Annotated in this window: 20 protein-coding genes; 14 read left to right on the top strand and 6 right to left on the bottom strand. The window is 30.3% G+C overall.

Translation table 4 applies throughout. The annotated features are described in order from the left end of the window. Position 1 precedes the first annotated feature (1 nt). Together SCLAR_RS05685 and SCLAR_RS05680 are read left to right on the top strand one after the other, a co-directional pair. A complete protein-coding gene (locus tag SCLAR_RS05685; protein WP_100254966.1) occupies positions 2-2,227 on the top strand; it encodes a PTS transporter subunit EIIC in 2,226 nt (741 codons plus the stop codon). Between the two features lie 245 nt (positions 2,228-2,472). Continuing rightward, positions 2,473-5,370, top strand: coding sequence for a cation-translocating P-type ATPase (locus SCLAR_RS05680; protein ID WP_169921858.1), 2,898 nt, complete (start codon positions 2,473-2,475; stop codon positions 5,368-5,370). A gap of 38 nt (positions 5,371-5,408) precedes the next feature. Here SCLAR_RS05680 and arcC read toward each other — a convergent pair whose 3' ends face one another. Genes arcC through SCLAR_RS05660 form a run of 4 tightly spaced genes read right to left on the bottom strand, consistent with a single transcriptional unit; the run spans position 5,409 to position 10,081 of the window. Further along, on the bottom strand, positions 5,409-6,341 hold the full coding sequence (gene arcC / locus SCLAR_RS05675) for a carbamate kinase (protein ID WP_100254964.1): 933 nt from the start codon (positions 6,339-6,341) through the stop codon (positions 5,409-5,411). A gap of 10 nt (positions 6,342-6,351) precedes the next feature. Further along, a complete protein-coding gene (locus tag SCLAR_RS05670) occupies positions 6,352-7,845 on the bottom strand; it encodes a YfcC family protein (RefSeq protein WP_211277546.1) in 1,494 nt (497 codons plus the stop codon). A 37-nt stretch (positions 7,846-7,882) separates the two neighbouring features. Beyond that, the gene (gene argF / locus SCLAR_RS05665) at positions 7,883-8,872 is read right to left on the bottom strand and encodes an ornithine carbamoyltransferase (RefSeq protein WP_100254963.1); all 990 of its coding nucleotides are present in this window, start codon (positions 8,870-8,872) and stop codon (positions 7,883-7,885) included. Between the two features lie 24 nt (positions 8,873-8,896). Beyond that, the gene (locus SCLAR_RS05660; protein WP_100254962.1) at positions 8,897-10,081 is read right to left on the bottom strand and encodes an arginine deiminase; all 1,185 of its coding nucleotides are present in this window, start codon (positions 10,079-10,081) and stop codon (positions 8,897-8,899) included. A gap of 263 nt (positions 10,082-10,344) precedes the next feature. Here SCLAR_RS05660 and argS point away from each other — a divergent pair, with 263 nt between their 5' ends. The 5 genes from argS to SCLAR_RS05635 all read left to right on the top strand — a co-directional run bounded on the left by argS (position 10,345) and on the right by SCLAR_RS05635 (position 13,811). After that, positions 10,345-12,006, top strand: a complete 1,662-nt coding sequence (gene argS / locus SCLAR_RS05655) for an arginine--tRNA ligase (RefSeq protein WP_100254961.1) — start codon at positions 10,345-10,347, stop codon at positions 12,004-12,006. Positions 12,007-12,264: 258 nt separating this feature from the next. After that, on the top strand, positions 12,265-12,798 hold the full coding sequence (gene infC / locus SCLAR_RS05650) for a translation initiation factor IF-3 (protein ID WP_100254960.1): 534 nt from the start codon (positions 12,265-12,267) through the stop codon (positions 12,796-12,798). 24 nt (positions 12,799-12,822) lie between these two features. Continuing rightward, the gene (gene rpmI / locus SCLAR_RS05645) at positions 12,823-13,017 is read left to right on the top strand and encodes a 50S ribosomal protein L35 (protein WP_100254959.1); all 195 of its coding nucleotides are present in this window, start codon (positions 12,823-12,825) and stop codon (positions 13,015-13,017) included. Between the two features lie 23 nt (positions 13,018-13,040). Continuing rightward, complete coding sequence (gene rplT, locus SCLAR_RS05640) at positions 13,041-13,406, top strand: 50S ribosomal protein L20 (RefSeq protein ID WP_100254958.1); 366 nt, start codon at positions 13,041-13,043, stop codon at positions 13,404-13,406. 57 nt (positions 13,407-13,463) lie between these two features. Further along, on the top strand, positions 13,464-13,811 hold the full coding sequence (locus SCLAR_RS05635; protein ID WP_100254957.1) for a hypothetical protein: 348 nt from the start codon (positions 13,464-13,466) through the stop codon (positions 13,809-13,811). A 51-nt stretch (positions 13,812-13,862) separates the two neighbouring features. Here SCLAR_RS05635 and trpS read toward each other — a convergent pair whose 3' ends face one another. Further along, on the bottom strand, positions 13,863-14,876 hold the full coding sequence (gene trpS, locus SCLAR_RS05630) for a tryptophan--tRNA ligase (RefSeq protein ID WP_100254956.1): 1,014 nt from the start codon (positions 14,874-14,876) through the stop codon (positions 13,863-13,865). 150 nt (positions 14,877-15,026) lie between these two features. Here trpS and SCLAR_RS05625 point away from each other — a divergent pair, with 150 nt between their 5' ends. Both SCLAR_RS05625 and SCLAR_RS05620 read left to right on the top strand, forming a co-directional pair. After that, on the top strand, positions 15,027-15,830 hold the full coding sequence (locus SCLAR_RS05625) for an NAD(+)/NADH kinase (RefSeq protein WP_100254955.1): 804 nt from the start codon (positions 15,027-15,029) through the stop codon (positions 15,828-15,830). Next, positions 15,830-16,189: a hypothetical protein gene (locus tag SCLAR_RS05620; protein ID WP_100254954.1), complete on the top strand. Its 360-nt coding sequence runs from the start codon at positions 15,830-15,832 to the stop codon at positions 16,187-16,189. The genes SCLAR_RS05625 and SCLAR_RS05620 overlap by 1 nt, the downstream gene beginning before the upstream one ends. Positions 16,190-16,213: 24 nt before the next feature. Here the strand turns inward: SCLAR_RS05620 and SCLAR_RS05615 are convergent, their stop codons facing one another. Beyond that, the gene (locus SCLAR_RS05615) at positions 16,214-16,516 is read right to left on the bottom strand and encodes a rhodanese-like domain-containing protein (RefSeq protein WP_100254953.1); all 303 of its coding nucleotides are present in this window, start codon (positions 16,514-16,516) and stop codon (positions 16,214-16,216) included. 265 nt (positions 16,517-16,781) lie between these two features. Between SCLAR_RS05615 and SCLAR_RS05610 the strand changes: the two genes are divergently transcribed. The 5 genes from SCLAR_RS05610 to SCLAR_RS05590 all read left to right on the top strand — a co-directional run bounded on the left by SCLAR_RS05610 (position 16,782) and on the right by SCLAR_RS05590 (position 25,684). Next, positions 16,782-18,494: a ribonuclease J gene (locus SCLAR_RS05610; RefSeq protein ID WP_100254952.1), complete on the top strand. Its 1,713-nt coding sequence runs from the start codon at positions 16,782-16,784 to the stop codon at positions 18,492-18,494. Positions 18,495-18,610: 116 nt separating this feature from the next. Beyond that, positions 18,611-19,090, top strand: coding sequence for a hypothetical protein (locus SCLAR_RS05605; RefSeq protein ID WP_100254951.1), 480 nt, complete (start codon positions 18,611-18,613; stop codon positions 19,088-19,090). Between the two features lie 181 nt (positions 19,091-19,271). After that, positions 19,272-22,385 (top strand): DNA translocase FtsK, encoded by a 3,114-nt coding sequence (locus SCLAR_RS05600; protein WP_244900137.1) that lies wholly within the window; start codon positions 19,272-19,274, stop codon positions 22,383-22,385. A 67-nt stretch (positions 22,386-22,452) separates the two neighbouring features. Next, the gene (uvrC, locus tag SCLAR_RS05595; protein WP_100254950.1) at positions 22,453-24,231 is read left to right on the top strand and encodes an excinuclease ABC subunit UvrC; all 1,779 of its coding nucleotides are present in this window, start codon (positions 22,453-22,455) and stop codon (positions 24,229-24,231) included. After that, positions 24,221-25,684, top strand: coding sequence for an MATE family efflux transporter (locus tag SCLAR_RS05590; RefSeq protein ID WP_157795163.1), 1,464 nt, complete (start codon positions 24,221-24,223; stop codon positions 25,682-25,684). Before uvrC ends, SCLAR_RS05590 begins: the two co-directional genes overlap by 11 nt. Positions 25,685-25,720: the final 36 nt, after the last annotated feature.

The raw sequence follows: 25,720 nt of genomic DNA, 5'->3' as shown, positions 1-25,720 counted from the left end.
CATGCAAAAATATGAAAAATTCCCTGAAGTTTTTAGTATTTATAAACAAGTCATTCGAGATAAGCAAAGACTTAAAGAGATGAAAAAAGATTTGCATGAATACAAATGGTTGGTTGGAAAGAAAAAAAATGAGTTTCCTCAAATTAAACCTGAAATGAAAATCTTATTAAATAAAAAATTGTTTGCCTTGGAAACTGAATTTGAAAATGAAGTTGCTAGAGCAAAATATGAGTACAAAGACGTTAACACCTTATATGAAGAGTATGCTTTAAACAGAGATGAATTGAATTCAGAATTTAAAGCAAAAATCACAATTCGTTTAGATAAAGCAAAAGATGAAATCAAGTCAATTGAATCAGCATATAAATTAAGAATTAAAAAAATCAAAGAATTGGCAAAAGAAATCAAAAAAAATAATCGTCAAATTAAAGAAAAATGAAAAGATTCAAAATTTAAAAGAATTGCTAATGAAATTATTTATAGAGATACTTTTCTTGAAGTTCAAAAAGAGGCCAATCAATTGATTGAAGAGTACCACCAAGAGTTTCAAAAGAACATTAATCATCTGTATCAAGAATTTGAAGAGCAACACCCACAAATTAAAAGGTATAAATATAAAGTGAGAAAGTTTATTAACCATAAACTAAAACCGTTTAAGAATGATAATGAACGTTCAATCTATGAACTTTCAATTGAAGTTTTATTTTTAGCAAACCAATTAAAAAGTAAGATTGAGTACCAACACAAAAGGGTTGTTAATGCAAAATTAGAATTGCGTTACAATAAGGGGAAAACAGATGTTTTACCATTTAAAGTCTATTTAGAAAGATTTGCCAAAGATGTCAATAAGTTTTCAAATTGAAAATTTATTGCAGCCTTAAGAAATGGTTTTTTTGCCTTGATGCCCTTAATTATTGCAGGAGCAATCTTTGTAATTATTAACAATACCTTTATTTCACCAGAATACGGTGGGTTTTTAAATCTTTTCTCATTTTCAGTAGATACCTTAGAGAACCTTCAAAAGGTTCGTGATATTGGAGAAAACATTTACAATGCAGGGTTTGCTTTTTATGCCCTTTTACTTGCAGGAGCCATTGCCTATAATTTAGCACCTCATTATAATTCATCTAGGTGATCGATGATGCTACTAGCAATGGGTTGTTATATTGTTGTCAACCCAATTTTCATTACAGACATCAAAGTTATGGGGACTTCTGGACTTTTAACTGCTGTTTTAGTTTCAATTTTTTCATCAGTAATTTATGGTAACTTATCAAAAAATGAACGTTTAAAAATAAACTTAGACAAAAACAGTGTTCCTGATGGGGTAATTAGGTCATTTAATGTCTTGGTACCATTTGCCATAACTTTAATAGTTTTTGCCTTGATTGAGTTTATCATTTCTTTTGTTGGTTATAATGTTGGAGAAATCCAAATCCAAGGAAGTTATGTTTCTGTCAACTCTTTAAACCAAATTGTAGTTATTGTTTTACAATTGCCTTTAACTGAAGCAATTACTGGGTTATGAGGAATGACTACTGTTGTTAGTGTCTGACAATTTTGTTGATTTTTAGGAGTTAACCCTCATGGAATTATTTCTCCAATAATTGAACCATTACAGCTAGATGGTTTGTTACAAAATCAAGCAGCAATTGCTGCTGGGAATGCTCCCCAATATGTCTTTACTAATTCATTCATGTTTTCTTTTATACAAATTGGAGGAAGTGGAGGAACTATTGGTTTAGTTCTAGCAATCTTTATGTTCTCAAAAAGAGCAGAGTGACGTAACACCACAAAACTATCAATTATAGCAATATTGTTTAGTGTTAATGAACCAATTTTATTTGGGATTCCTATTGTTTTAAACCCAATTCTATTTATTCCATTTATGCTTGGACCAATCTTTGTGGGGATTTTAACTTACATGGCTACAGTTAATGGTTTCTTGGGATACACAACAGTGTTTGTCCCACAAAATACTATTCCAATTTTTGGAGGCTTTGCCTCAACCAGAGACAACATGGCTTTCTTAATTATTTTTATTAATATTGTTATCTTAACAACACTTTATTCACCATTTGTTTTATTTGCTAACTATACTAAAAAAATAGATCAAATGCGTAACTTTAAATTAAATGAATTACCCAATTTAATTATTAAAAAAGGACTTGGAAAGAAAAATCCAAAGGATAAACCATCTGAGACGCAAAAAACATCAACAGCTTAAACATTTCTTTAAATCAGTACAAAGTACTGTGTTTTTTGCTTTAAATCAATAAACCACATAGTTTTAATTTTAATTTTATTTTAAAATAATGGTAGAACCCCTATTTAAAAGGTTTTTTTGCGAGTGTTAAATTTGCAAAAATATTTTAAAGTCCTATAATTGTGTGGTACAAGATGTTTTCAAGAATAGGTTGCGTTTACAGACCTAAATCAGCATCTTTTACAAATGTAAACAAAGGAGACGTTATGGAAAATCAAAATAAGAATGACATTAGAAATTATAAGAGATGATTTGCAATGTCCAACCAAGAAATTTTTGATAAGCTAAAAACAAATCCAGAAACTGGTTTAAGTTCTGAACTTGCCAAAAAGAAACTACTTGATGAAGGTGAAAATAAATTAGCTGAAGCCAAAAGAGAGCCAGGCTGATTAATTTTTTTAAAAACTTTAGCTGACCCTCTAGCAATCATTATGCTGATTGCAGGATTCTTGTCAATAATTCTACCAATAATTTTAATTGGTAGAATTGAGCATGAACAAATCCCGGGAATTATTGTGATTTTTGGTGTTGTATTAATTAACTCAATTATTGCAACCACTCAGGAGAGTAAAGCCCAAAAATCATTAACAGCTTTAAAATCATTAGCTGAACCAAAAGCAGTAGTTTTACGTGATGGAGTACAGAGCGAAATTAGTGTTGAACAAATTGTAAGAGGAGACATGGTTTTTTTAGACACAGGTAAATTTATCCCTGCAGATATTAGAATTGTTGAGTCACCTAAATTACGAGTTGATGAATCAGCACTAACTGGTGAAAGTTTACCAGTAGATAAACATGCAGATAAACTTGCAGATTCAGAAATGATGTTAGGTGATCAAAAAAATATGGGATTTATGTCTACATATATTACTGATGGTAGAGCTGTTGGGGTTGTTGTGGCAACTGGTGAATACTCAGCTATGGGTAAAATTGCTAAATCAATTTCTGAAACAAAAACTAAAAGAACACCATTACAAAAAAAATTAACTCAATTAGCAATTTGAATTTCAACCATTGCTTTGGTAATGGGAATTGGAATTTTCTTATTAAGTTATTTAACTGGTGGTGAAAAAAATAATGTTGAATTAATTGCAGCAATCATTTTTTCAATTTCTGCTGGAATTGCTTTAATTCCAGAGTCAATTATGATTATTGTTACAATCTCACTATCTGTTTCTGCAAAAAAAATGGCTTCAAGAAATGTTATTGTGAAAACTTTTAATGCCATTGAAACTTTAGGAACAGTTAATGTTATTTGTTCAGATAAAACGGGAACTTTAACTCAAAACAAAATGACCATTGAAAAACTCTTTTTAGATAAAAACATTGTTGAATTAAAAAACTTTAAATATGATCCAAAAGAGCAAGAACAATGACATTTTGTTAATGGATTGGTTTTATGTAGTGATGCTATTTCAATAGGTAATGCTCGACTAGGAGACCCAACTGAAATTGCTCTTACAGATTGAGGACACACATTAAACATTAATGAACTTGAATTGCGTGATACTTATAAAAGAATTGATGAGATTCCTTTTGATAGTGAACGTAAACTGATGACAACAGTTAATCAAGTTGATGATAAACAAGTGGCTTATGTAAAAGGAGCACTTGATAACTTATTAAAAATTTGTAAAAAGATTTATTTAAATGGTAAGGTGGTGCCATTAACTGAAACTATCAAAACTGAAATATCTCAAAATGTTGAACCACTATTACAAGATGCACTAAGAGTTTTAGGATTAGCTTATAAAATTATTGAGACTGGCCAAGAGTTTGCCCAAGATAATTATGAAAAAGATTTAATATTTTTAGGTGGGGTTGCTATGATGGACCCCCCAAGAAAAGAAGCAAAGTTTGCAGTTGCTCGTGCTAATGATTCAGGTATAAGAGTAATTATGATTACTGGAGACCACAAAATTACTGCAATGGCCATTGCTAAAAAAATTGGAATTGCTTCTCCAAAGTATAATGAAGCTTTAACTGGTTTAGAAATTGATGCCTTAAATGATGAAGAATTTAAAGAAAAACTAAAAACAGTTAATGTCTTTGCTAGGGTTAACCCTGAACATAAAACTAGAATTGTTGAAACCCTACAAAGTCAAAACAAAATTGTGGCAATGACTGGTGATGGGGTTAATGATGCACCCTCTCTAACAAAAGCAGATATTGGAATTGCAATGGGGATTACTGGAACTGATGTTGCCAAGGAATCTGCAAAAGCAATTCTAACAGATGACAATTTTGCCACAATAATTTCAGGAGTTAGAGAAGGACGAAATGTTTATGAAAAAATTAAAAGAGCAATTGCCTTCTTATTAGGAGCAAACTTTTCTCAAATGTTAGTAATTTTATTTATCCTTTCTTTTTGAGCTATTGTTGGTCATACAGGTAAAATTATTGCTCTAGGAGACATAAATGTTTTATGACATATTGTTTCTGTTGAAACTATTTTAGCAATTCCATATGGACTAGCTCACTCAAAAGAGCAGGTGATGATGTATGAACCAAGAAGTCCACATGAATCAGTTTTTAAATGAATTTTTGTTGAAATTATTTCAATAACATTCTTTAATACTATTTTTGCCATTATTGCTTTTTGTATTGCTTATTATGGTTATAAAGATAAAATTGAAAGTCCTGATCAATTAATGGCTATAACTTCATCTGCTGCATATATTGTGATAATTTTTGCTCCAATCTTTTATGTTTGAATTGTACAAATTAGAAACAATACAGTAAAAATTGCTAAAGAAAAATCAGAGAAAGCCACTTTAAATGAATGAATGTTAGGAGCAATGATTATTGCCTTCCTTTTAAATATCATTACAATTTTCATTCCTGGTTTAAATGATTTCTTCAATGTTCCAAACACTTTAGAAGAAACTATCGTAACAATTTTATTAATTTCTGTGGGACTATCTGTATTGCCATTTGTTTTTATCTTTATTGAAACACTAATCTTTAAAGCAATCTATCAAAAAATCCATAAAGATGATTTGAAAATAGCTAAGTTTAATTTTGCCAAAAAACAAAAAATAGATAAAATTAAACGCTTTAAAAGAAAAATGAACATTAAAATAGAAAAAATGAAAGAAGAATAAAAAAAGACCAATGCATTGCATTGGTCTTTTTAGTCACTTTAAGCTTTACAAATTCTTGTACCACTTAGTCCCTGAATTACTTTTTCAGATTCTTCAAGTGAACCAATTATTGATTCTTGGCCACCATTTTGAATAAATGAAACTGCAGCTTGTACTTTTGGCAACATACTTCCTTCACCAAATTGTTTTTCAGCAATTAATTTTTCAACTTCAGTTACTGTTAATTTTTCAAGAGCTTCTTCATTTTCAGTGTTGTAATTTATCATAACTCTATCAACAGCAGTTAAAATTATTAACTTATCTGCTTTAATAATCTCTGCAATTTTTGCGGCTGCAAAATCTTTATCGATTACTGCAGCAATTCCTTGATAGCTTGCTTGGTTTAAGTAGACTGGAATTCCACCTCCACCTGCAGCAATAATTGTAGTATTTGCTTCTAAAAGTGTTGTAATTACTTTCTTTTCAACAATGTCAATTGGTTTTGGTGAAGCAATAACTCTTCTTCAACCTCGACCAGAATCTTCTTTCATATCCCATTGTTGAGTTTTACTTAAAATTTCAGCTTGTTGTTGGTCATAAAACATTCCAATTGGTTTTGTTGGATTTTTAAAAGCAGAATCTTTTTTATCAACAATTGTTTGGGTAACGATTGTTGCTACATCATTGGTCATTTTTCTCTTTTTAAACTCATTAACTAGAGCATTTGTTAAATGAAAACCAATGTAACCTTGACTCATACTTCCACATTCAGGAAAATCTACAACTGGTGAATTTTTATCATGGGCATTTGCTATGCTAAAGGCCTGATTGATCATTCCAACTTGAGGTCCATTTCCATGGACAATCACAAGGTTGTGACCATTTTCCACCATATCAACAAGATTTTTTGCAGTTATTTTGACAATCTCTTTTTGCTCTTCAGGATTATTACCTAAGGCATTGCCTCCAACTGCAACTACTATTTTAGCCATTTTTTTCCTCCTAAAATACTGATGCTGGTAATGCAGAACCTAATAATAATAGGGCAAGTGCAGTTCCAGTCATAACTAGAATGAATTTTCATGACCCTTTCATAAATGTTCCATAATCCATTTTTGCAATTCCTAAAGCACCCATAACAACTCCACTTGTTGGAGTGAATAGGTTTAAGATCCCACTTGCAAAACTAAATGCAAGAATTGATCCACTAGCTACTCCTGTGGCTCCAGTTCCAATTGAAGCTGCAAGTGGCCCTCAAACTGGGAAGATTGCTGCTGCAAACCCACTTGTTGAAGGAATTAGGAATGATAAAGGTAAGAAAATAATAAATGATAATAATAAGAAGACAACTGAGTTTAGTCCGTCCATTCCTTTTGAAAGACCATCAACTACTAGACTTTGGATACCACTACTGTCCATAATAATTCCAACTCCACCAGCTGTGGCAATTACTAAACATACTCCTAATAAATCTCTAGCTCCATCAATCATGGCGTTAACATAATGTTCTTCACCACTTCAACCAATTAGAGCAATGATTAAGGCACTAACAAAGAAGAAGACTGATACTTCAACTAAGTATCCCATTCCAAATCCAGGAATTAAAGCAGTTAGATAAGGAATATTTGTATTTACTCATTCTCCTGCATTTCCCATTGCTGTGCTGTTGGTAATGTCATCTCAAGCCACTAAGTAAACAACCATAATAACAAATGTCATTAAGAAAATTACTAGTGTGGCAATTCTTCTTTTTGTAAATTTAACTTCTTCTTGTTGTTCTCCTAAGAAGAAAGTTTTATCACCTTCAAGTGTTGCGAAAGTGTATGATTTTTGTGGATTTTTTTTAACTTTAACTGCATATAATGTAACCATTGTAATAGCAGCACCAGTAATAATAACTCAAGAAATTCATCTTCAAGCCATACCATTACTTGATGATAAGCCTTCAACTTTAGCAGCATCAACAGCAACAGCAATCACAAAGGGGTTAACTGTTGAAGTTAATACTCCAGCTCCAGCTCCAAATAAAACAATCATTAATCCAGTGAATTTATCATATCCCATTGAAAGGACAAGGGGAATTAAGATCATATAAAATCCTAATGTTTCTTCAGCCATTCCATAAGTTGAACCACAGAAACTGAAGAAGAACATCATTATTGGTATTAAGAAAATTGATCTATTTCCTAATTTTTTTGAAACTGATTGGGTAAAGGCTTCAAGTGCTTTAGTTTCTAAAACAATGAAGATAAATCCTCCTAGTACTAAGATAAAAATTATAATCTCAGCTCTATCAACGAAACCTTGACAGATAGACCAGAAGATATCTAGGATACCCATAGCTCCAATTTTTGTAGCTCCATCTGCACCATCATAAGTGACACCACTTCAATGCAGAATTCAAGACATTATTACCAAGAAGGCAATAATGAAAAACAAAATTGTAAAGGCTGTAGGCATTTTAAATTTTCATTTTTTCTTTTCTTTTACTTCCATTTTATTTTTCCTTTCTTTATAAACTTGTTTTTAGAATTTATCGCATCATAGCAACCATTATTGCTTTAATTGAATGCATTCTGTTTTCTGCTTCCTCAAAAACTTTTGATTTTTTAGATTCAAAGACTTCGTCAGTTACTTCCATTTCTTTTAATCCATATTTTTCATGAATTTTTTTCCCAATATCTGTTTTTAGATCGTGGTATGAAGGTAAGCAGTGTAAGAAAATTGCATCCTTGCGGGCACTTTTCATTACATTACTATTTACTTGGTAAGGACTTAATAGTTTGATTCTTTCATCTCAAACTGAGTCAGGTTCACCCATTGATACTCAAATGTCTGTATAAATTACATGAGCATCTTTGGCTGCTTTGATAATATCTTCATCAAATTCTAAAATTGCACCTGTTTCTTTAGCAATTTTTTTGCATTGATCAATTAATTTTTCTTCAGGTCATAAGTGTTTTGGAGCAGCTGCTACAAAATGCATTCCCATTTTGGCACTGGCCACCATTAGTGAGTTAGCCACATTGTTATGGGCATCACCACAAAACACCATTTTAATTCCTTTTAATGTTTTAAATTCTTCAATTATTGTCATTAAGTCTGCAATCATTTGAGTTGGGTGAAATAAATCAGACAACCCATTAAAGACTGGAACTCCAGCATATTTATCTAATTCTAAAACATCTTCATGTCTAAAACATCTAAATTGAATTCCGTCATACATTCTACCCAAAACTCGAGCAGTATCTGCGATTGATTCTTTAATTCCCATTTGTGATCCATCGGCTCCAATGTAGGTAACGTGAGCTCCTTGGTCATGGGCTGCTACTTCAAAAGCACATCGCGTTCTGGTACTAGTTTTTTGAAATAATAGGGCAATATTTTTACCCACTAATTTTGGAACTTCAGTTCCTGCATATTTGGCTCTTTTTAAATCTCTTGATAAGTCTAAAAGATATTGGATTTCTCTGGGTGAAAAATCTAATAACGTCATTAAACTTCTTCCTTTTAAATTTAACATAGTTAATTTCTCCCTTTATAATTATTATTTTTTGTGTTTTCTAACAAGTGGCATTGACATACATCTAGGTCCACCACGTCCTCTTGAAAGTTCACTACTTGGCATTAGTAATACTTCAACTCCTGCTTTTTTTAGTAGATCAATTGTCACTCAGTTACGGTCATAAGCTATAACTTTCCCTGGGGCAATGGTTAGAACATTGGTTCCATCGTTTCATTGTTCCCGACCTGCAGCAATAGGATCTTCTCCTCCACATTTGATTAAAGTAACTTTTTTACCTGTTAGTTCTCCAAGTACATCAATTAAACCTTTATTAATGTCTTTGATTCCTTCACGAGTAATTTCATGTAGTTTAAAAGCATCAATATTGTCAAAAATTAATGGGTGGACAATGAATTTGTCATAGTCAATATTTGTAAAGACTGTGTCTAAATGCATAAAGCTACGAGTTTTTGGCAAGTCAATTGCTAAGATTTTTTGGTAATTGCTGTTGGCAAATAAGCGCTCTGCCATTTTTTTAACAGCTTCTAGTTCAGTACGTTGTGAAATACCTATAATTAGTGTATTATCATTAAGTACTAGTACGTCACCACCTTCAATTGGGTGAGTTTCATCACGGTCATATCAGAAAAATAAGTCCCCTGCAAAGTCTTTGTGGTTGTGGAAAACAAAGTTTGGGAAGAGTGTTTCACGATTTCTTGTGACACTTCACATTCTGTTTAAAATAATTCCTTCTCCAACTGATGCAAATGGATCTCTTTGAAAGAGAATATTTGGCAGTGGATCTGCAATAAATGGATAATCTGATTTATCTTTAGGGTCTAAATCTATTTTTTTAGTACCACCAATCATTTCATTAACCATTGTTTGGTTATCCATTCTCATTAAAAATTCTTTATAACGAGCTGCTCATTTACTTTCAATGTTAGCTTCACTTATAAATTGATCAACAAATTTTTCACGCAAATTTGGATTTTGGTCTAATGTTTCTGCTACAAGTTTTTCAATGTATAAAACTTTAACACCATTGTCTGTTAAGTGTTTTGCAAAAGCATCATGCTCAGCTTGAGCTACTTTTAAGAAAGGAATGTCATCAAATAGCAACCTTTCTAATAGATCTGGAGTTAAACTTTCGACTTCTTTTCCGGGTCTATGTAAGAGAACCACTTCTAGAGGTTCAATCTCTGAAAAAACATTTATTTTGCTCATATTTTTTTCTCCTTTGTAACAATTAGAATTGCTATCTTATTCAGTTGTAAACTTTTTAACTAAGTTTTTTGGTTGTAGGGATATTTTGAGGCACTCCTTTCACTTGGTGCCTACAAATTAATTAAATACCTAAATCTATTAAAAAGCAACGGATTTCCAAAAAAACTTTTTGTTTATAAAATATATTCTAAGAAATTTTTTTGAAAAAAAATTAGCAGTTAAACAATTAGTGGTTATAATAAATTTGTAAAGGAGAAAATAAAATGAGTTTATTAGTAGAAAAAATAACTTCAGCATTTGAAGAAATAAAAAAGAAGCATAAGCTCCAAGGAGAGGTTTTAATTGAAAAACCAAGAGAAGAAAACAATGGTGATTTTGCAACTAATTTTGCCATGATTAATTCAAAATTAAACAGCAAGAACCCTAGAGATCTTGCTCAGTTGGTGGTGAATGACTTACGTAACTTAGATATTTTCTCAAGTGTTGATATTGCTGGTCCTGGATTCATTAATATGAAATTAAATGATGCTTTATTTAAAGATATTTTGAGTGAAGTGATAGCAAAAAAACAAAACTATGGGAAATCTCAACCAAAAAAATATAAATATAATTTAGAGTTAGTTTCAGCTAACCCAACTGGATATTTACATATTGGTCATGCTAGAAATGGAGCCATTGGAGATTCAGTGGCAAGAATTTTAAGGTTTGCAGGTTATGAAGTAGAAACTGAATACTACACTAATGATGCTGGAAATCAAATTAACATTGCTGCTTCAACTTTGTTTTACCACTACAAACAATTGTTGGGCAAAGAAGTAACCAAACCAGAAGAAATGTATGGTGGGGACATGTATGCTGAAGTTGCCAAGAAATTGATTGATGAATATGGTGATAAATATCAAGATTTAGATATTGTTGAAAACAAAATTTCAGATCCAGAAGTTCATGAAATTTTTAAACAAAAATCTATCACTTTATTTATGAAAGAAATCAAACAACAATTAATTGATTTAGGAGTACAAATTGACTTGTATACTAGTGAAGCTGAAATGTACAGCAATCATGCAATTGAAGATATGTTAGCAATCTATAAAAAATTAGGTAAAGCCTATGATAAAGATGGAGCTATTTGATTAAAAACCACAGAATTTGGGGACGACAAAGATAGAGTTTTAGTAAAATCTAATGGAGATTTTACTTACATAACTCCTGATTTAGCTTGTCATAATATTAGATTTAACAGAAGTAAATCAGATAAATACATTAACTTCTGAGGTGGAGATCACCATGGTTACATTATTAGAATGAATGCTGGATTAGCATTATTGGGTCACAAACTTGGTTTATTAGATATTGATATGATTCAGATGGTTAGACTAATGAAAGATGGCCAAGAGTATAAAATGTCAAAAAGAAAAGGAACTGCTGTTTGATTAATTGACTTAATGGAAATGGTGGGGAAAGATTCAATTAGATACATGTTAGTTTCAAAAACTCCATCAAGTCATATGGACTTTGATTTAGATGTAGCAGTGCAAAAAAACAGCACCAATCCAGTTTACTATGCTCAATATGCAACTGCAAGATGTAGTAAAATCATTAATAAAGCCAAAGCTGATGGTTTATATGATGAAAAAATTAGTTTTGATTTATTAACAAGTGTTAAAGAAAGACAACTTCTAATTTTATTAGATTCATTTAATAAAACAGTGGAATATGCAGCAAGTTCAAGATTACCAAATATAATTTGTGATTTTATTCAAAACCTAGCAAAAAGATTTCACTCATATTATGCTGATGTAAAATTCTTTGATATTGCAGATGAAAAATTAACTAAACAAAGAGTGCAATTAGTGAGTGCAATTTACCAAGTTTTGGCAAATGCCTTTGATTTAGTTGGTATTGAAGTAATTAATGAAATGTAAGCTATAAATTAGATAAAGGTCAAAAAAGTGGAATACTCCACTTTTTTTGCTAGGGAGTTTTTAAAAGTTAAAAAAATTTGTATTTTTCTAAAAAATTGGTATATAATTATTTTGTTTAAAAGAAGAAGCGCACAGCTCACCGTCACTTATGGAAAACGGTTAATTTGAATTTGTTTTTACCAATTATTTTAGGTAAATTAATGAATAATTTATGTGTGCTCTTAACCTTTTAAGGCACACTTTTATTTTGGAGGAAAAATGGCGTTAGAAAACAAAAATACAAAAACAGAATTTGTTAATCGTGAAATTAGAGCAAGACAGATTTTAGTTATAAATGATGATGGAACCAAAGTTGGTCCATTAAATAAATTTGAAGCAATAAAAATGGCTGAAGATGAAGGATTAGACCTATTTCAAGTTGGAATGCAAGATAAAAACACTGCAATTGCTAAAATTCTTGATTATGGAAAATTTAAGTATGAACAAAAACGTAAACTTAGAGAAAACAAAAAAAATCAAGTTAAGGTTGAAAACAAAGAAATTAGACTAACAGTAGGGATTGGGGATCATGACCTTGAAACTAAAGCCAGAAAAGCCAGAGAATTTTTAGAAGCTGGTGATAGATTGAAAATATCATTGAAGTTTAAAGGAAGAGAAATTGCCTTCCAAGAATTTGGACTGGAAACATTAAAAAAATTCTATTCAAAAATTGAAGATATAGCAAAAATCGAAAAAGAAGCAAAGTTAAATACCCGTTTCTTAGATATGTATGTAGTGCCCAAAAAAGGTTAGTTAGCAAGAAAAAGGAGAGATATTATGCCGAAAATGAAAACAAAAAGTTCTTTAGCTAAAAGAGTTAAAAAAACTGGTAGTGGAAAACTTAAAAGAGGTTGTGCTTATCGTTCACATTTAGCACAAAATAAATCAACTAAGCAAAAAAGACAATTGAAAAAAGCAAGATTCATTTCAGATGGAGATATGAAAAGACTAAAAGGATTATTACAATTCTAATTAAAGAAAGCAGGTAGGAAAAAATGGCAAGAGTAAAATTTGGTAAAGTAACAAGAGCAAGAAGAAAACGTTGAATTAAAAGAGCAAAAGGTTACTATGGAACTAAAAAAGCTAACTACAAAAAAGCCCATGAGCAAGTAGTTCGTTCAATGCATTATGCATTTGTAGGACGTAAATTAAGAAAACGTGACTTTAGAAAATTATGAATTGTACGTATCAATGCAGCAGTTAGACCACTAGGATTAAGTTATTCAAAATTTATGAATGGTTTAAAAAAAGCAAATATTGAAATGAACAGAAAAATGTTATCAGAATTAGCAATTCATGAACCTCAACAGTTCTCTCAAATTGTTGAAGTAAGTAAAAAAGCATTAGCTTCAAAAAAATAGATTTATTATAGTGCAAGAATTTTGATTCTTGCATTTTTAGAAACCTGAGGAAAAAAGATGGCAAAGTTATTGAGTGATAATTCTGTAGAATTTAGTGCTGCTGACATTTTACAAGCTTGAGAAAATGCACCAATTTTGATTAATAAAGAACCAGAATTAGTGAGAATGTGCTATATTTGTAAATTTCATATGTTGCAAGAAAAATTTAATCACCAAGAAATTGGTGAACTTGGTTGAGTCATTGATTTAATTAATGCAAAAAAACCAGAATTAATCAGCAGTAACTTTGTGGCTATTCATCCTTATTGTTTGGAATATAAAGCAAAATCTGATAATTCAAAAGTTCTTAAAAAAATTAAGAGTCAAATTTGAAAATTTGATGAAGAAGCATTTAAAGAACAATAAAAATTTAAAAAAATGAGTAGCTTAGTTACAATAACTAAGGTTTACTCATTTTTATTTTCGCTTGTAGTTTAAACCTGTTAGGTTTAAAACTTTGGTCATTTTCTTTTGAGCAATATGACGAGCCTTTTTGGCACCAAGTTCTAATCACTCTTCAAGTTGTTGAGAATTATAAAGTTGATGGTATTTTTCTTGGATTTTTGACAATAATGTCACTACAACTTCACTTACTTCTGCTTTTAAGACACCATAATCTTGGTTTGAAAAGAACTTTTCAACCTCTGACATTGGTTTTTCAGTTAAAGCAGCATAAATTGTTAATAAATTACTAACCCCAGGTTTGTTTTCTGGGTCATATTTAATAAGATTTTCACTGTCTGTAACTGCTGCTTTAATTTTATTGCGAACAATATTTAAATCATCAAGTAACCAAATAAATGATTTGGGATTAGTACTTGATTTTGACATTTTTTTGCTAGGATCTTGTAAATCCATTATTTTTGAACCTACTTTTGGAGTGTAATCTTGAGGAATAGCAAACATTGTGCCAAATTTATTATTCAAACGTTCAGCAATGTTTCTAGTCAATTCAACATGTTGTTTTTGATCTTTACCCACAGGAACAAATTCAGGATCATATAATAAAATATCTGCAGCCATTAGGGTTGGATAAGTTAAAATTCCTGTGGGAATAAATTCAGTTCCATTTTCTGCTTTGACTTTTGTTGATTTATCCTTAAATTGGGTCATTCTTTGTAATTCACCCAAAGTAGTATGACATTGTAAAATTCATGCCAATTGAGTGTGTTCTAAAACATCACTTTGTAAAAACACTGTAGCTTTATTGGGGTCTAAACCGCAAGCAAAATATAAAGCCACCATACTTTTAATATTATTTCTTAATGTATCTTTGGCAATTGGTGTAGTAATGCCATGCAAATTTGCAATAAAAACAAACATTTCAAACTCATCTTGTAGATTAACAAAATTGCGTAAAGCCCCAATATAATTACCTAGGGTCAATTGACCAGTGGTGGTAATTCCTGAGAGCATTCTTTTTTTCTCCATAATAGTTCTCCTTTAAAAGATTTTAACAAAATAATTATACAATTTTTTAGTTGTGGTTGGGTAAAATAGTGCTAAAAACTACTGGGAAATAAAAAATATCACTCAGTCTAGTTAATCTGTTGTAAAATATAATAGTTAAGAGGTAGAGAAATGTTTAAATTTTTCATTGTTAAAAATGATTATAAAGTGACTGCTAAACTGATTGCAGAACTAGAAAAGCAGCTGTTAGAACAAGGTAATCTTCTTGATGACAAGAATCCAGATTATGTTTTTGTCATTGGTGGAGATGGAACTTTCTTAAAAGCAGTGCACTTGTTTCAAAATTGTTTAGATCAAGTCAAATTTATACCATTTAAATCTGGAGGGATTGGTTTTTATACTAATCGAAACAATATTCAAGATATTCAAAAAATTATTGCTGCTATCAAAAACCAACAAATGCAATTAAGCACCTATGAAGTTTTAGAAATTAGCAACAAAAATCAAGTCCATTATTGTTGTAATGAGGTTAAGATTTTAAATGAAAAAAATCTAGTTTACATTAAGATTTTTTTAAATGATGAGTTTTTTGAAACCTTTCATGGCACTGGTTTGGTTATTTCCACTGCCAATGGTAGCACAGGTTATATGAAATCAACAGGTGGAGCTGTTATTTTTCCAAAAAATGCCAAGATTTATCAATTACAAGAACTGGTTCCTGTAAGTACCAATAAATATCGCACTTTAAATGCACCTCTGATTTTAAATAATGATGTTAAGTTAAAATTAGAGTTAAGTTCCCTAACTGAAACTCTTTTATGCGATACTCAGGAAAGAAAAATCATGGGGAAAGAATTGACAATAAAAATCAGTGATAAAAAAATTAATATCTTGAGTTTAAAAAACCATGATTATAAAAGTGAAATCCAGGTTTTACGTGAAATTTTTATTAAAGATAAAGAGGTTATTGAATAATGGGGAGTATGTTGTGAAGTGTTTTAGGAATCTTAGCAATAATTTTAGCTATTGTTTTTTTAATTTACATGACTACTTCAAAATCAATCACAACAATTTTTAAAAGAAAAAATAACCTTAATTTTAAACACAGTTTTACTTATGAACATGTTTTGCAAGGTTTGGGAACAATTCAAAATATCAAAGAAGTGGAAAATGAGTGAATTTCAGTTTTTGCAGTAAATTTAGTTAATGAAAAATACCTTAAAAGAATTGGTGTCAAAGTAACTTGAAAAGACAACCAATTGAGTTTGATGGTAAAAGGTTTTAATTTAACAAATTTTTACAAAAGACTAGCAAAAGATATAAAAGACCTTTAAAATAAAAAAGGTTTATTAGACCTTTTACAATTTAAACTTATGTTTGTAACCATAAATTCCACCTCGCAGCACAAAAGCATTGTAGCCATGGCGATTTAAGAATTCTGCAGCTTGACCACTACGGTTTCCTGCATTGCAAACTGTTACAATAACACTACTGGTGTGGTCTTTTAAAATATTTTGGTAATTGCTCAACAATTCATCAATTTCAACATTGATTGATCCAGGAATTTTTGGTAGGGTTTTGTATTCAATTGCAGAACGAACATCTAAAATGAGTACTTCATCTTTGATATGGTTAAATTCCTCAGCACTAATTGATTTCATAACATCATCCTCACTTCTATATTATTATAATTATAAAATATTTCTCCGCAAGATATAAGACTATTTAGAATTTTTTTAAAAAAACCACTACCTCTGCTTAATTCCCACCCTTATAAGTTTTCAACTTTATATCAAAACCTAGTATTTTTGAGTGAATTTCAACTATAATATAGTTATCTGTATCTGAAAAAAACCGGTCACAAACTGAATAAGCGTGACTAGAAATATATAAAAATAAAAATCAATAAAAGGAGTATTATAGAAAATGGCAGAAATAAAATTTGTAGCACTTGGAGGCCAAGATGAGCGTGGTAAAAACACCTTTGTCATCAGTGTTGATGATGAATTATTTGTTTTTGATGCTGGAATTAAGTTTCCAGAAAGAAGTATTTTAGGAATTGATGTAGTTATTCCTAGCTTTGATTACTTGAAAGCAAATGCAAAAAAAGTAAAAGGAATTTTTTTATCGAATCCAAGTAGTCAAAATGCAGGAGCAGTTAGTTATATTTTAAGAGAAATTGATGCACCAGTTTACTGCAATAAATTGACAACCACAATTTTAAAGTATCGAAATATGAAGTATCGTATAAAAAATCGTGAAAACAACTTTAAAGTAGTTAACGATAAAGATATTATTGATTTTGGTAAAAATAAAGTGGAAGTTTTTCGCACCACAGCAAGTTTCCCATCAACTTTTGGGTTTGCTTTACATACTGAATCTGGAACAATAGTTTATGCAGGAGACTACATCATTGATGGTAATGAACAATCATGATTTTCAACTGACCTGAATCACTTATCAGACATTTCAAAAAAAGGTGTTTTAGCGTTAATTAGTGATTCAGAATATGCCTCAAGAATTGGCTACACAGTCCCAAATCATCGCATTGATAAATTTATTGTGGGACCAATGAAAGATATGAAAAAACGTCTAGTTATTGGAATGTTTGAAGAAAATGTTTTTAAATTCTTTGAAATTGTTTTACAAGCAAAAGAACAAGGACGTAAAATCTCAATTTATGGTAAAACTTTAACCAAGGTTGTTGAATCAAAAATCATCCAAGATGCTCTTGGTTTAAAACCAGCAGATATTGTTGAAGTTTCAGAATTTAACAAATCAACTGATGGTATTTTAATTCTAACTGGAGCTGGTGATTTACTATATTCAAGATTAGCAAAAATAGCATCAGGTAATGATGATAATGTTGAATTTACAGAAAATGATATTATTGTTTTAGCAACTCCTCCTGCAGCTGGAGTTGAGAAAAGACATGCAGAAGTACTTGATGAACTTGCCCGAACCCCTGCAAAATTAGTCTCACTAAGTGATCGAAATATTTGATCAATGCGAGCAAGTTATGAAGATATTAAATTAATGACTAGAATTATGAAACCAAAATGTTTTATTCCAATTAAAGGACTTTACAAGGACTTTTTAATGGCAGAAAAAGCTGCTTTAGAAGCAGGAGTAGAACCAAGAAATATTCAGTTAGTTAATAATGGTCAAGTCTTGAAATTTACCAATGATGAAAAATTGGTAATTTCAAGTGAAGTTGTTAAAACAGCAGATATTTATGTTGATGGTATCGGGGTTGGTGATATTGGAGCAATTGTTTTAAATGAAAGAAAACAACTGGCAACTGATGGAGCAGTAATTATTGGAGCAAATATTGATGACAAAACAAAAGAACTAGTTTCTTTGATTGATATTCAAATGCGTGGAGTTATTTATATTCAAGAAGATAACCCAATTTTCAAATTGATGCAAAAGCAAATTACCGATATTTTAGAAAGAGCTAAAGTTGACGGTAAGTTAAACCCAAATGCTTATGATTTAGCAGAAATTAAAAAAGAGATTGTTTCAAGAATCAGAACAACAATTAAACAAGATACAGGTAAACAACCAATAGTTTTAGTAATTATTAATGAAATTAGTTTGAGTTCATTTTATGAACCAAAGCTAAGTCGTACTAAATAGAAACTCAAATGATCTCATATTTAACATGTGAGATTTTTCTATGTCTATTTTAAGTTTTGCCTGTTTCTCATTTAAAAAACTTGTTATGTTATAATAATTTTATGAGGTGATGATTAATGGAGTATATTTTATATCCACTTTTATTTTTAATACCAGTTATGGTCTATGAAGAGAGTGATATTGATGCTAAAAAAATTGATAGTAGTGTTTTCTTTTGTTACATTTTCTTTGGCTTCATTCAGTTTTTATTTCTAGGATTAATTTCAACAGGCATTTTTTATAAATTTTCAGATAGGTTTAGTTGAATAAATGAAATTAAAGTTATTTTATGAATTGCTTTTATATTTTTTATTTTAATTATTATGGGAGAAGCTATTTGGTTTTGTGTGACACTTAATAAATTAACTAAAAAATTGAGTCAGACTGAGGAGATTTTTAAAAACAAAAATAGAACTGTTCTTGTTTTATTTTCAATAATCCCAATAGTTGGTTATTTGTTAGCTTGAATTTATTACTTGGTAGTGGCTCATAGTTTAAAAAAACATGATTTCGACTTTTGTTTTTTATGAAGAAAATTTGGTTCTAAGATAATGTAGTCTTAAGAACTTTAACAAATTTGTAAAAATATTAAAAGAAAAACAAACACTTGTTTTCTAGACTTTTTTGATAAAACTAAAATAAACTATATTTGTAAAATGCTATGAAAAAGAATGAATTTATATTAAAATAATAGATAAAGGGCATAAACTAAAAAACATAAATGATAGGGTGGGACATATGCAAGATTATGAAAATTTTAATATAGCCCCTGAGGATGACAACAACAGGACAAAGGCTTTTAAAATAGAAAAAAAAGAACGTCGACCAGATTCTGTACTCTGAATTGTTGCAGGATTGGTGATTTTCTTTTTAAATGTTATTTCTTTAGCAAGAATTACTATAATTGGTCAATTTTTAGATGACGTTATTTTTACTTTACCATTTGGTTGGTTTAAATATTTTTTATACTTGCTATTTTTCATAATTGACTTTGCCATTTATTTTGGAATTAAGTTTAAACCCAAAAAAAGATTTCTAGCAATGCTTTTTATAACCTGAGTAGTTTTATGTTGAATCATTTCAGCCATAATGTTAATTATCATTCATTATTCTTATAATGCAACTGATCGGACAGTAGATATTTTTACCAAAACTATTTTCAAAGATACAGTTTCTTGGTTTTGAGAAGATTGAAAAAATCATTCAGTCTTTAATGGTCAAACACAAAACTGGTTAATTTCACCAAAAGAAAACTACATCACTCCTTTTGCTGGTGGCGGAATGATTGGGGCTCTTTTAGCAGGAATCAGTGCCTATTTATCTATTTTTGGAGGTTTAGCTTTAGCTGTCATTGGTTTTTTTATCAACATGATTTGAATTTTTACAGGAGATCCTTTTTATTTATTTAAACCAAAAAATAAAAGGAAACCAAAACGTTTGAGAATTCTTTCACTAAAAAGCAAATCAACCAATTACCAAAATGCAAATCTTAATCAACAGGTTTTAAATAAAAAAGAAAAAAAAGAGAAAAAAAGGAAAAAAGGTTTTGGTTCATTTATTCAATCAATGACTTTAAGTGAACAAGGTGGTATTAATGATAATGCCATAATTCAAAGTATGAGAGATTCAGATATTACAATTGAATTACCAAGCTTTGTTAAAGCAGCTAAAAATGAAAATTTTTATGTTGAAAAACCAAGTGATTTTTACAATGGTGAGTTTAAGGTTCCAGAAAATCCGCAAATCACAACTGATTATCCCCAAAATTACCAACAAGAAAGAAACTATCAAGTGGGTCCAAGGGGCTATATTAATGTTGGGGTGGATCAAAAACCAACTCAAAACAATCAGGGAGTTGACCCAATTTATAGACAAGCAAATCAAAGTATTTATGAAACTCAAACTGAACAAAACAATTACCAACCCCAACCAACCCCAAATATTTATGAAAACCCAGTTAATGTTGACTTTAATAATCCCAACCAACCCCAAATGTTTGTTCCAAAACGTTATTCTGAAAAGCAAACTGTAAATTATGATGAAGCAAATCCAAATAAGTTTGAATTTAAAGATGAATATATTGGTGATGCCCTTATTGGTAAGGACATGAGTCAAGAAGAAGCTCAAAAGCGCTATGATTTTGAACGCAATATTACCCCATATGGAGCTGGAGGTAAAACCATAGAAATGGTTAATGATTTAAAAGCTACAGAAAATGCCAAACAAATTACTATTGAACAAATGATTGAACAAAGTGAAAATGAAAAACAAATTCGTGAAGCAAAACGTAAGCAATTTGATGAGTATGTTAATCCAATTGAAGATACTTTTTCAAAAACCATGATTTTACAAAATAATGGTTTTCAACCCATACCAAGTCACACAACAAGACAAGTTAACCAGGTTAATCAGTTAGAAAAAGAAGTCTTTGTTAATAAAAATTATTTGTTACCATCAGATGATTTATTAAATGAAATTGATATTGATCAAAAAAGCATTGATTTAGCCAATAGTGTTGCCAATAAAAAAGCCAAAGACATTAATGAAGTTTTTCAACAGTTTGGAGTTAATGCCAAAGTTGCAAAAATTAATGTGGGACCAAGTGTAACAAAGTTTGAAGTTTTACCTGAACCAGGAACCAAAGTTAATGCTATTACTAGTTTAGAAAATGATTTAAAATTTAAACTAGCAACTAAAAATGTCTTAATTGAAGCTCCAATTCAAGGAAAAGCTGCAATTGGTATTGAAGTCCCAAATGACAATCCAACTGATGTCCCACTAAAAGCAGTGCTAGAACGTATTCCTTTTAACAAAATGAATGCAAAACTATTTTTTGGGATTGGAAAAAATGTCTTAGGCGAGGTAGTTTTTACAGAACTTGATAAAGCACCCCATTTACTAGTGGCAGGTTCAACTGGGAGTGGTAAATCAGTAATGATTAATGCCATTATTTGTTCAATCTTGATGAGAGCAAAACCTCATGAAGTTAAATTTTTAATGATTGATCCAAAAAAAGTTGAATTAGCAGTCTATGCTCCAATTCCACACCTTTTAGCACCAGTAATTAGTGATATGGCTCAGGCAAATAGTGCTCTTAAAAAAGTTGTTAATGAAATGGATAGACGTTATGTTTTATTTGAAAAATTTGGAGTAAAAAATATGAGTGGTTATAACTCAAAAGTTTCAGATCCAAGAAAACAGTTACCATATTATGTTATTGTCATTGATGAATTAGCTGACTTGATGATGACTGGAAACAAAAAAGATGTGGAAGACTCAATTATGCGATTAACCCAGATGGCTCGTGCTGCTGGAATTCACTTGATTGTAGCAACACAAAGACCTTCAACAGATGTTATTACTGGTGTGATTAAAACCAATATTCCAACCAGAATTAGTTTTGCAGTAGCTTCATCAATTGATTCTAGAACTATTTTAGATAGTGGAGGGGCTGAAAAATTAAATGGAAGAGGAGATTTACTTTTCCAATTCCCAGGTTCAAATACATTAGTTCGTGCCCAAGGTGCTTTTATTAGTGATGAAGAAATTCACAACCTAGTTGATTTTGTTTCAAGACAACAAGAACAAATTTTTGATGAAGAATTCTTAAAAACTGAAACTGAAGTTCATGAAGGACTTGGGAGTTTTGCAAAAGATCCAATGTTTGATGAAATTAAAGAATATGTGATTCGAGAACAAAAAGCTTCAACGAGTTTGATTCAACGAAGATTTTCAATTGGCTATAATAGAGCTGCCAAAATAATTGATGAATTAGAATTAGCAGGTATTATTGGACCACAAAATGGAGCTAAACCAAGAGAAGTTTTTGTAAAAAACCAAGAAATTTATTAAAAACAAATTTAAGTCCACTTAAATTTGTTTTTTTATTTATAATTAATTTATAAATAAGGGGTTAAGTATGACAATAGAAAATCAGTTAAAAATTATTCCTGAAAAACCAGGTTGTTATCTTTATTATAATGCTGCTCAAAAAGTGATTTATGTTGGGAAAGCAAAGAATTTAAAGAAGCGAGTTAATTCTTACTTTAATAAAGTTCATAATTTTAAAACTACAAAATTAGTGCGAGATATTGTCAAAGTTGAAACTATTGTCACCCTTAATGAAAAAGAGTCACTCTTATTAGAACAAAATTTAATTAAAAAGTATAAACCAAGATACAATGTTGTTTTAAATGATGATAAAAAATATCCTTATATTGTGATCACTGCTGAAAAAGATCCTCAATACTTGTATGTGAGAAATTATCATAGTAAATACCAGCTCTCGTTTGGTCCATTTCCAGAAGGAACAAGTGCTCGTAATATTTTAAGAACCTTAGAAAGAATTTATCCTTTACGAAGATGCCAAGGTAATTTAAAAAAACCCTGCTTGTACTGACACATTAACCAATGTAGTGGTGCTTGTTTTCAAGAAGTTGCTCCCAGTTACTATGCAGAGCAAATTAAAAATATTAAAGACTTTTTTTTAGGAAGAACTACAGACTTGAAAGATAAGTTAGAACAAAAAATGTTACAAGCAGCTCAAAATTTGCAATTTGAAGAAGCACAAAGAATTAAAGAAATTATTAGTCACTTATCTTTCACAACCACCCAACAAGATGTAGATTTAAATGATGAGTTGAATCGAGATGTCTTTAATTATTTTCAATATGAAGATTACCTTTGTTTTATTGTCTTGTTTTATCGAAATGGTAAATTGACCTTTAAAAATACAGAAGTAATTAAAAATGAAGGACAAGACATCATTGAATTATTTAAAAGTTTTATTTTACAAATTTATGCAAAAAATATTTTGCCTGATTACATTATTGTTCCTTCAGAAGTTGAAAGTGATGATTTGCAAGTATTTTTTGGAGAAAAAATTGTTGACAATAGTCAAACAATTAATCAAAGACTTTTAGATTTAGCAAGCAGCAATGCTCAAGAATATTTATATCAAGAAATTCACTACAAAAATAAAGAGGTAACCAAAGAAGAATTGCTAACTGAGTTACAACAACTATTACAATTGTCAGTGTTTCCCTACCAAATTGAAATGTATGATATTGCTAATATTATGGATGAGTTTGTAACTGGTGCTATGGTAGTATATAAAAATGGCTTTGCAAGTCATAATGATTTTAGAAGATACAATATTAATATTGACCAACGAGGGGATTACCACAGAATGATTGAATTGATTACTCGCCGCTACAAAAAAGATCAAAATAATCAAAAAAACTATGCAGATTTGATTATAATGGATGGAGGTATTCAACAAGTTAGGGCTGCTAAAATTGCTTTACAAGAATTACAAATCAAAATCCCAGTGGTAAGTTTAGTAAAAAATGATAAACACCGCACAGATTATCTACTGGGTTTAAATGAAGAAAAGATTCAACTTGAAAAAAGTTCACAACTGTTTAGATTTTTAGAAGCACTACAATTGCGAGTTCACAATTTTGTAATTTCAGGATTTAGAAATCGTTATGCCAAAGCTTTTACAAATGATGCTATACTAAACAATGTAAGTGGTATTGGCACCACAACAATAAAAAAATTGTATGAAAAATTTGAATCTATTGGGGGAATGCGTCAAGCATCAACAGAAGAATTAAGTACAATTATTAAAAATAAAAAAACATTAGAAAGGTTAGAAAAATATCTGCAAGATATGTCAAATGATTATGGAAAATAAAAATAACTTGGACAATCCTAAATCTAATTTGGATTATAAATTGAGTAAAGCTCATTTTGCTCCATTTCAAAAAATTCAAACTCCTTGATATAAAGCAAATGATGTTAAAGAAATTTTAAATATGGGTTTGCCAATTTTTGCACAACTATTATTTAATATTTTAATTGCAATTATCAACTTGATTGCAGTGAATAACTTTGATGGAGGTCATTATAAAGCACCAGTTGCTAAGGCTGTTGTGATGTACAACACATTGCAATTTATCCCTTCACTTATTTCTACTGGAACAATTATAGTTTGTGGAAATTTATTAGGGCAAGGTAAAAAAGAGGAACTGTCAAAAGTTATTTTGACAGGCTTATTAATTAATGCCTCAATCACAGGGCTGATTTTTGCTCTCACTGAAGGTTTCAGTGAGGGTTTAGCTCGTTTTTTAGAATCAAGTGATGATGTGGCTACTGATAATTCTTGGACTGATACTGCAAAATTTAATTTCCTAGTAAAATACTATCGACTTTTAAATATAAATTTAATTTTATTATCATTTACTCAAGTTTTTGTTGCTGGCTTGCAGTCTATCAAAAAAAGCAAACATGTAATGATAGGCACTATCATTACAGATGCAATTAATTTAGTATTGGTTTATACAATTTTATACTCAAGACTTATTAATCCAGTTTATTCAGCACTAACAATACCTATTGCTGGAATTTTTCAAATGTGTTATATGTTGTTTATGTGTTTGCGATTTATTGACTTTAAAATTAATAAAAAGCAGCAGCTAAATAAAATCTATGCCATTGAAACTTTAAAAACAGGTCTACCGATTACTATTGAAATGGGAGTGTGAAATATTTGTAATTTCTTTACAAGTTCAGCAATTGGGAGTCTACATGATGACAGTTTATTTGTTTTGCACAGGAATGCCACAAACATTGGACAAATTTCCTCTGCTTTTGTGCAAGCTCTAGGAACAGTAACCTCAGTATTTGTTGCAAGAAAAGTTGGTGAACAAGATACTCAAGGTGCTTATGAAACTGCATTAAATTGTTGAAAAGTAGCAATTTATGGAACTGTTATTGTTAATATAATGATGGTAGCTCTTAGCTGACCAATTTTAGTTCTCTTTGGATCTCGCGATGTGGCATGACCGATTGAGGTTATTTTATTGCTGATTTTTGCTGTGAAACTGCTCTTTGATACAGTTAACATGACACTTTTGCGGGCCCTGTGAGCAGTGGGAGATTTATGGTTTCCAATAATTATTTCCTTCTTTACAATGGGAATTGGGATGGTAGCACTACCGTTTTTAGTAGTAAAAGGCTTTAACATTATTGGTGGTTGAGGTTTAATTTTAATTTATTTAGTCTTAGTCAGTGATCCTTTGAGCCATTCTATTGTATACACAATTATGTGAATTTGTACTTCCACCTTTTTCCGGACAAAAAATTAAATTACATTTATATTGAATGTAAAATAATATTGTTAG

The sequence above is a fragment of the Spiroplasma clarkii genome (assembly GCF_002795265.1).
GTDB classification, from domain to species: Bacteria; Bacillota_I; Bacilli_A; order Mycoplasmatales; family Mycoplasmataceae; genus Spiroplasma_A; species Spiroplasma_A clarkii.
The sequence above is the reverse complement of the archived record's forward strand: the minus strand, read 5'-3'. Positions and strand labels throughout refer to the sequence as shown.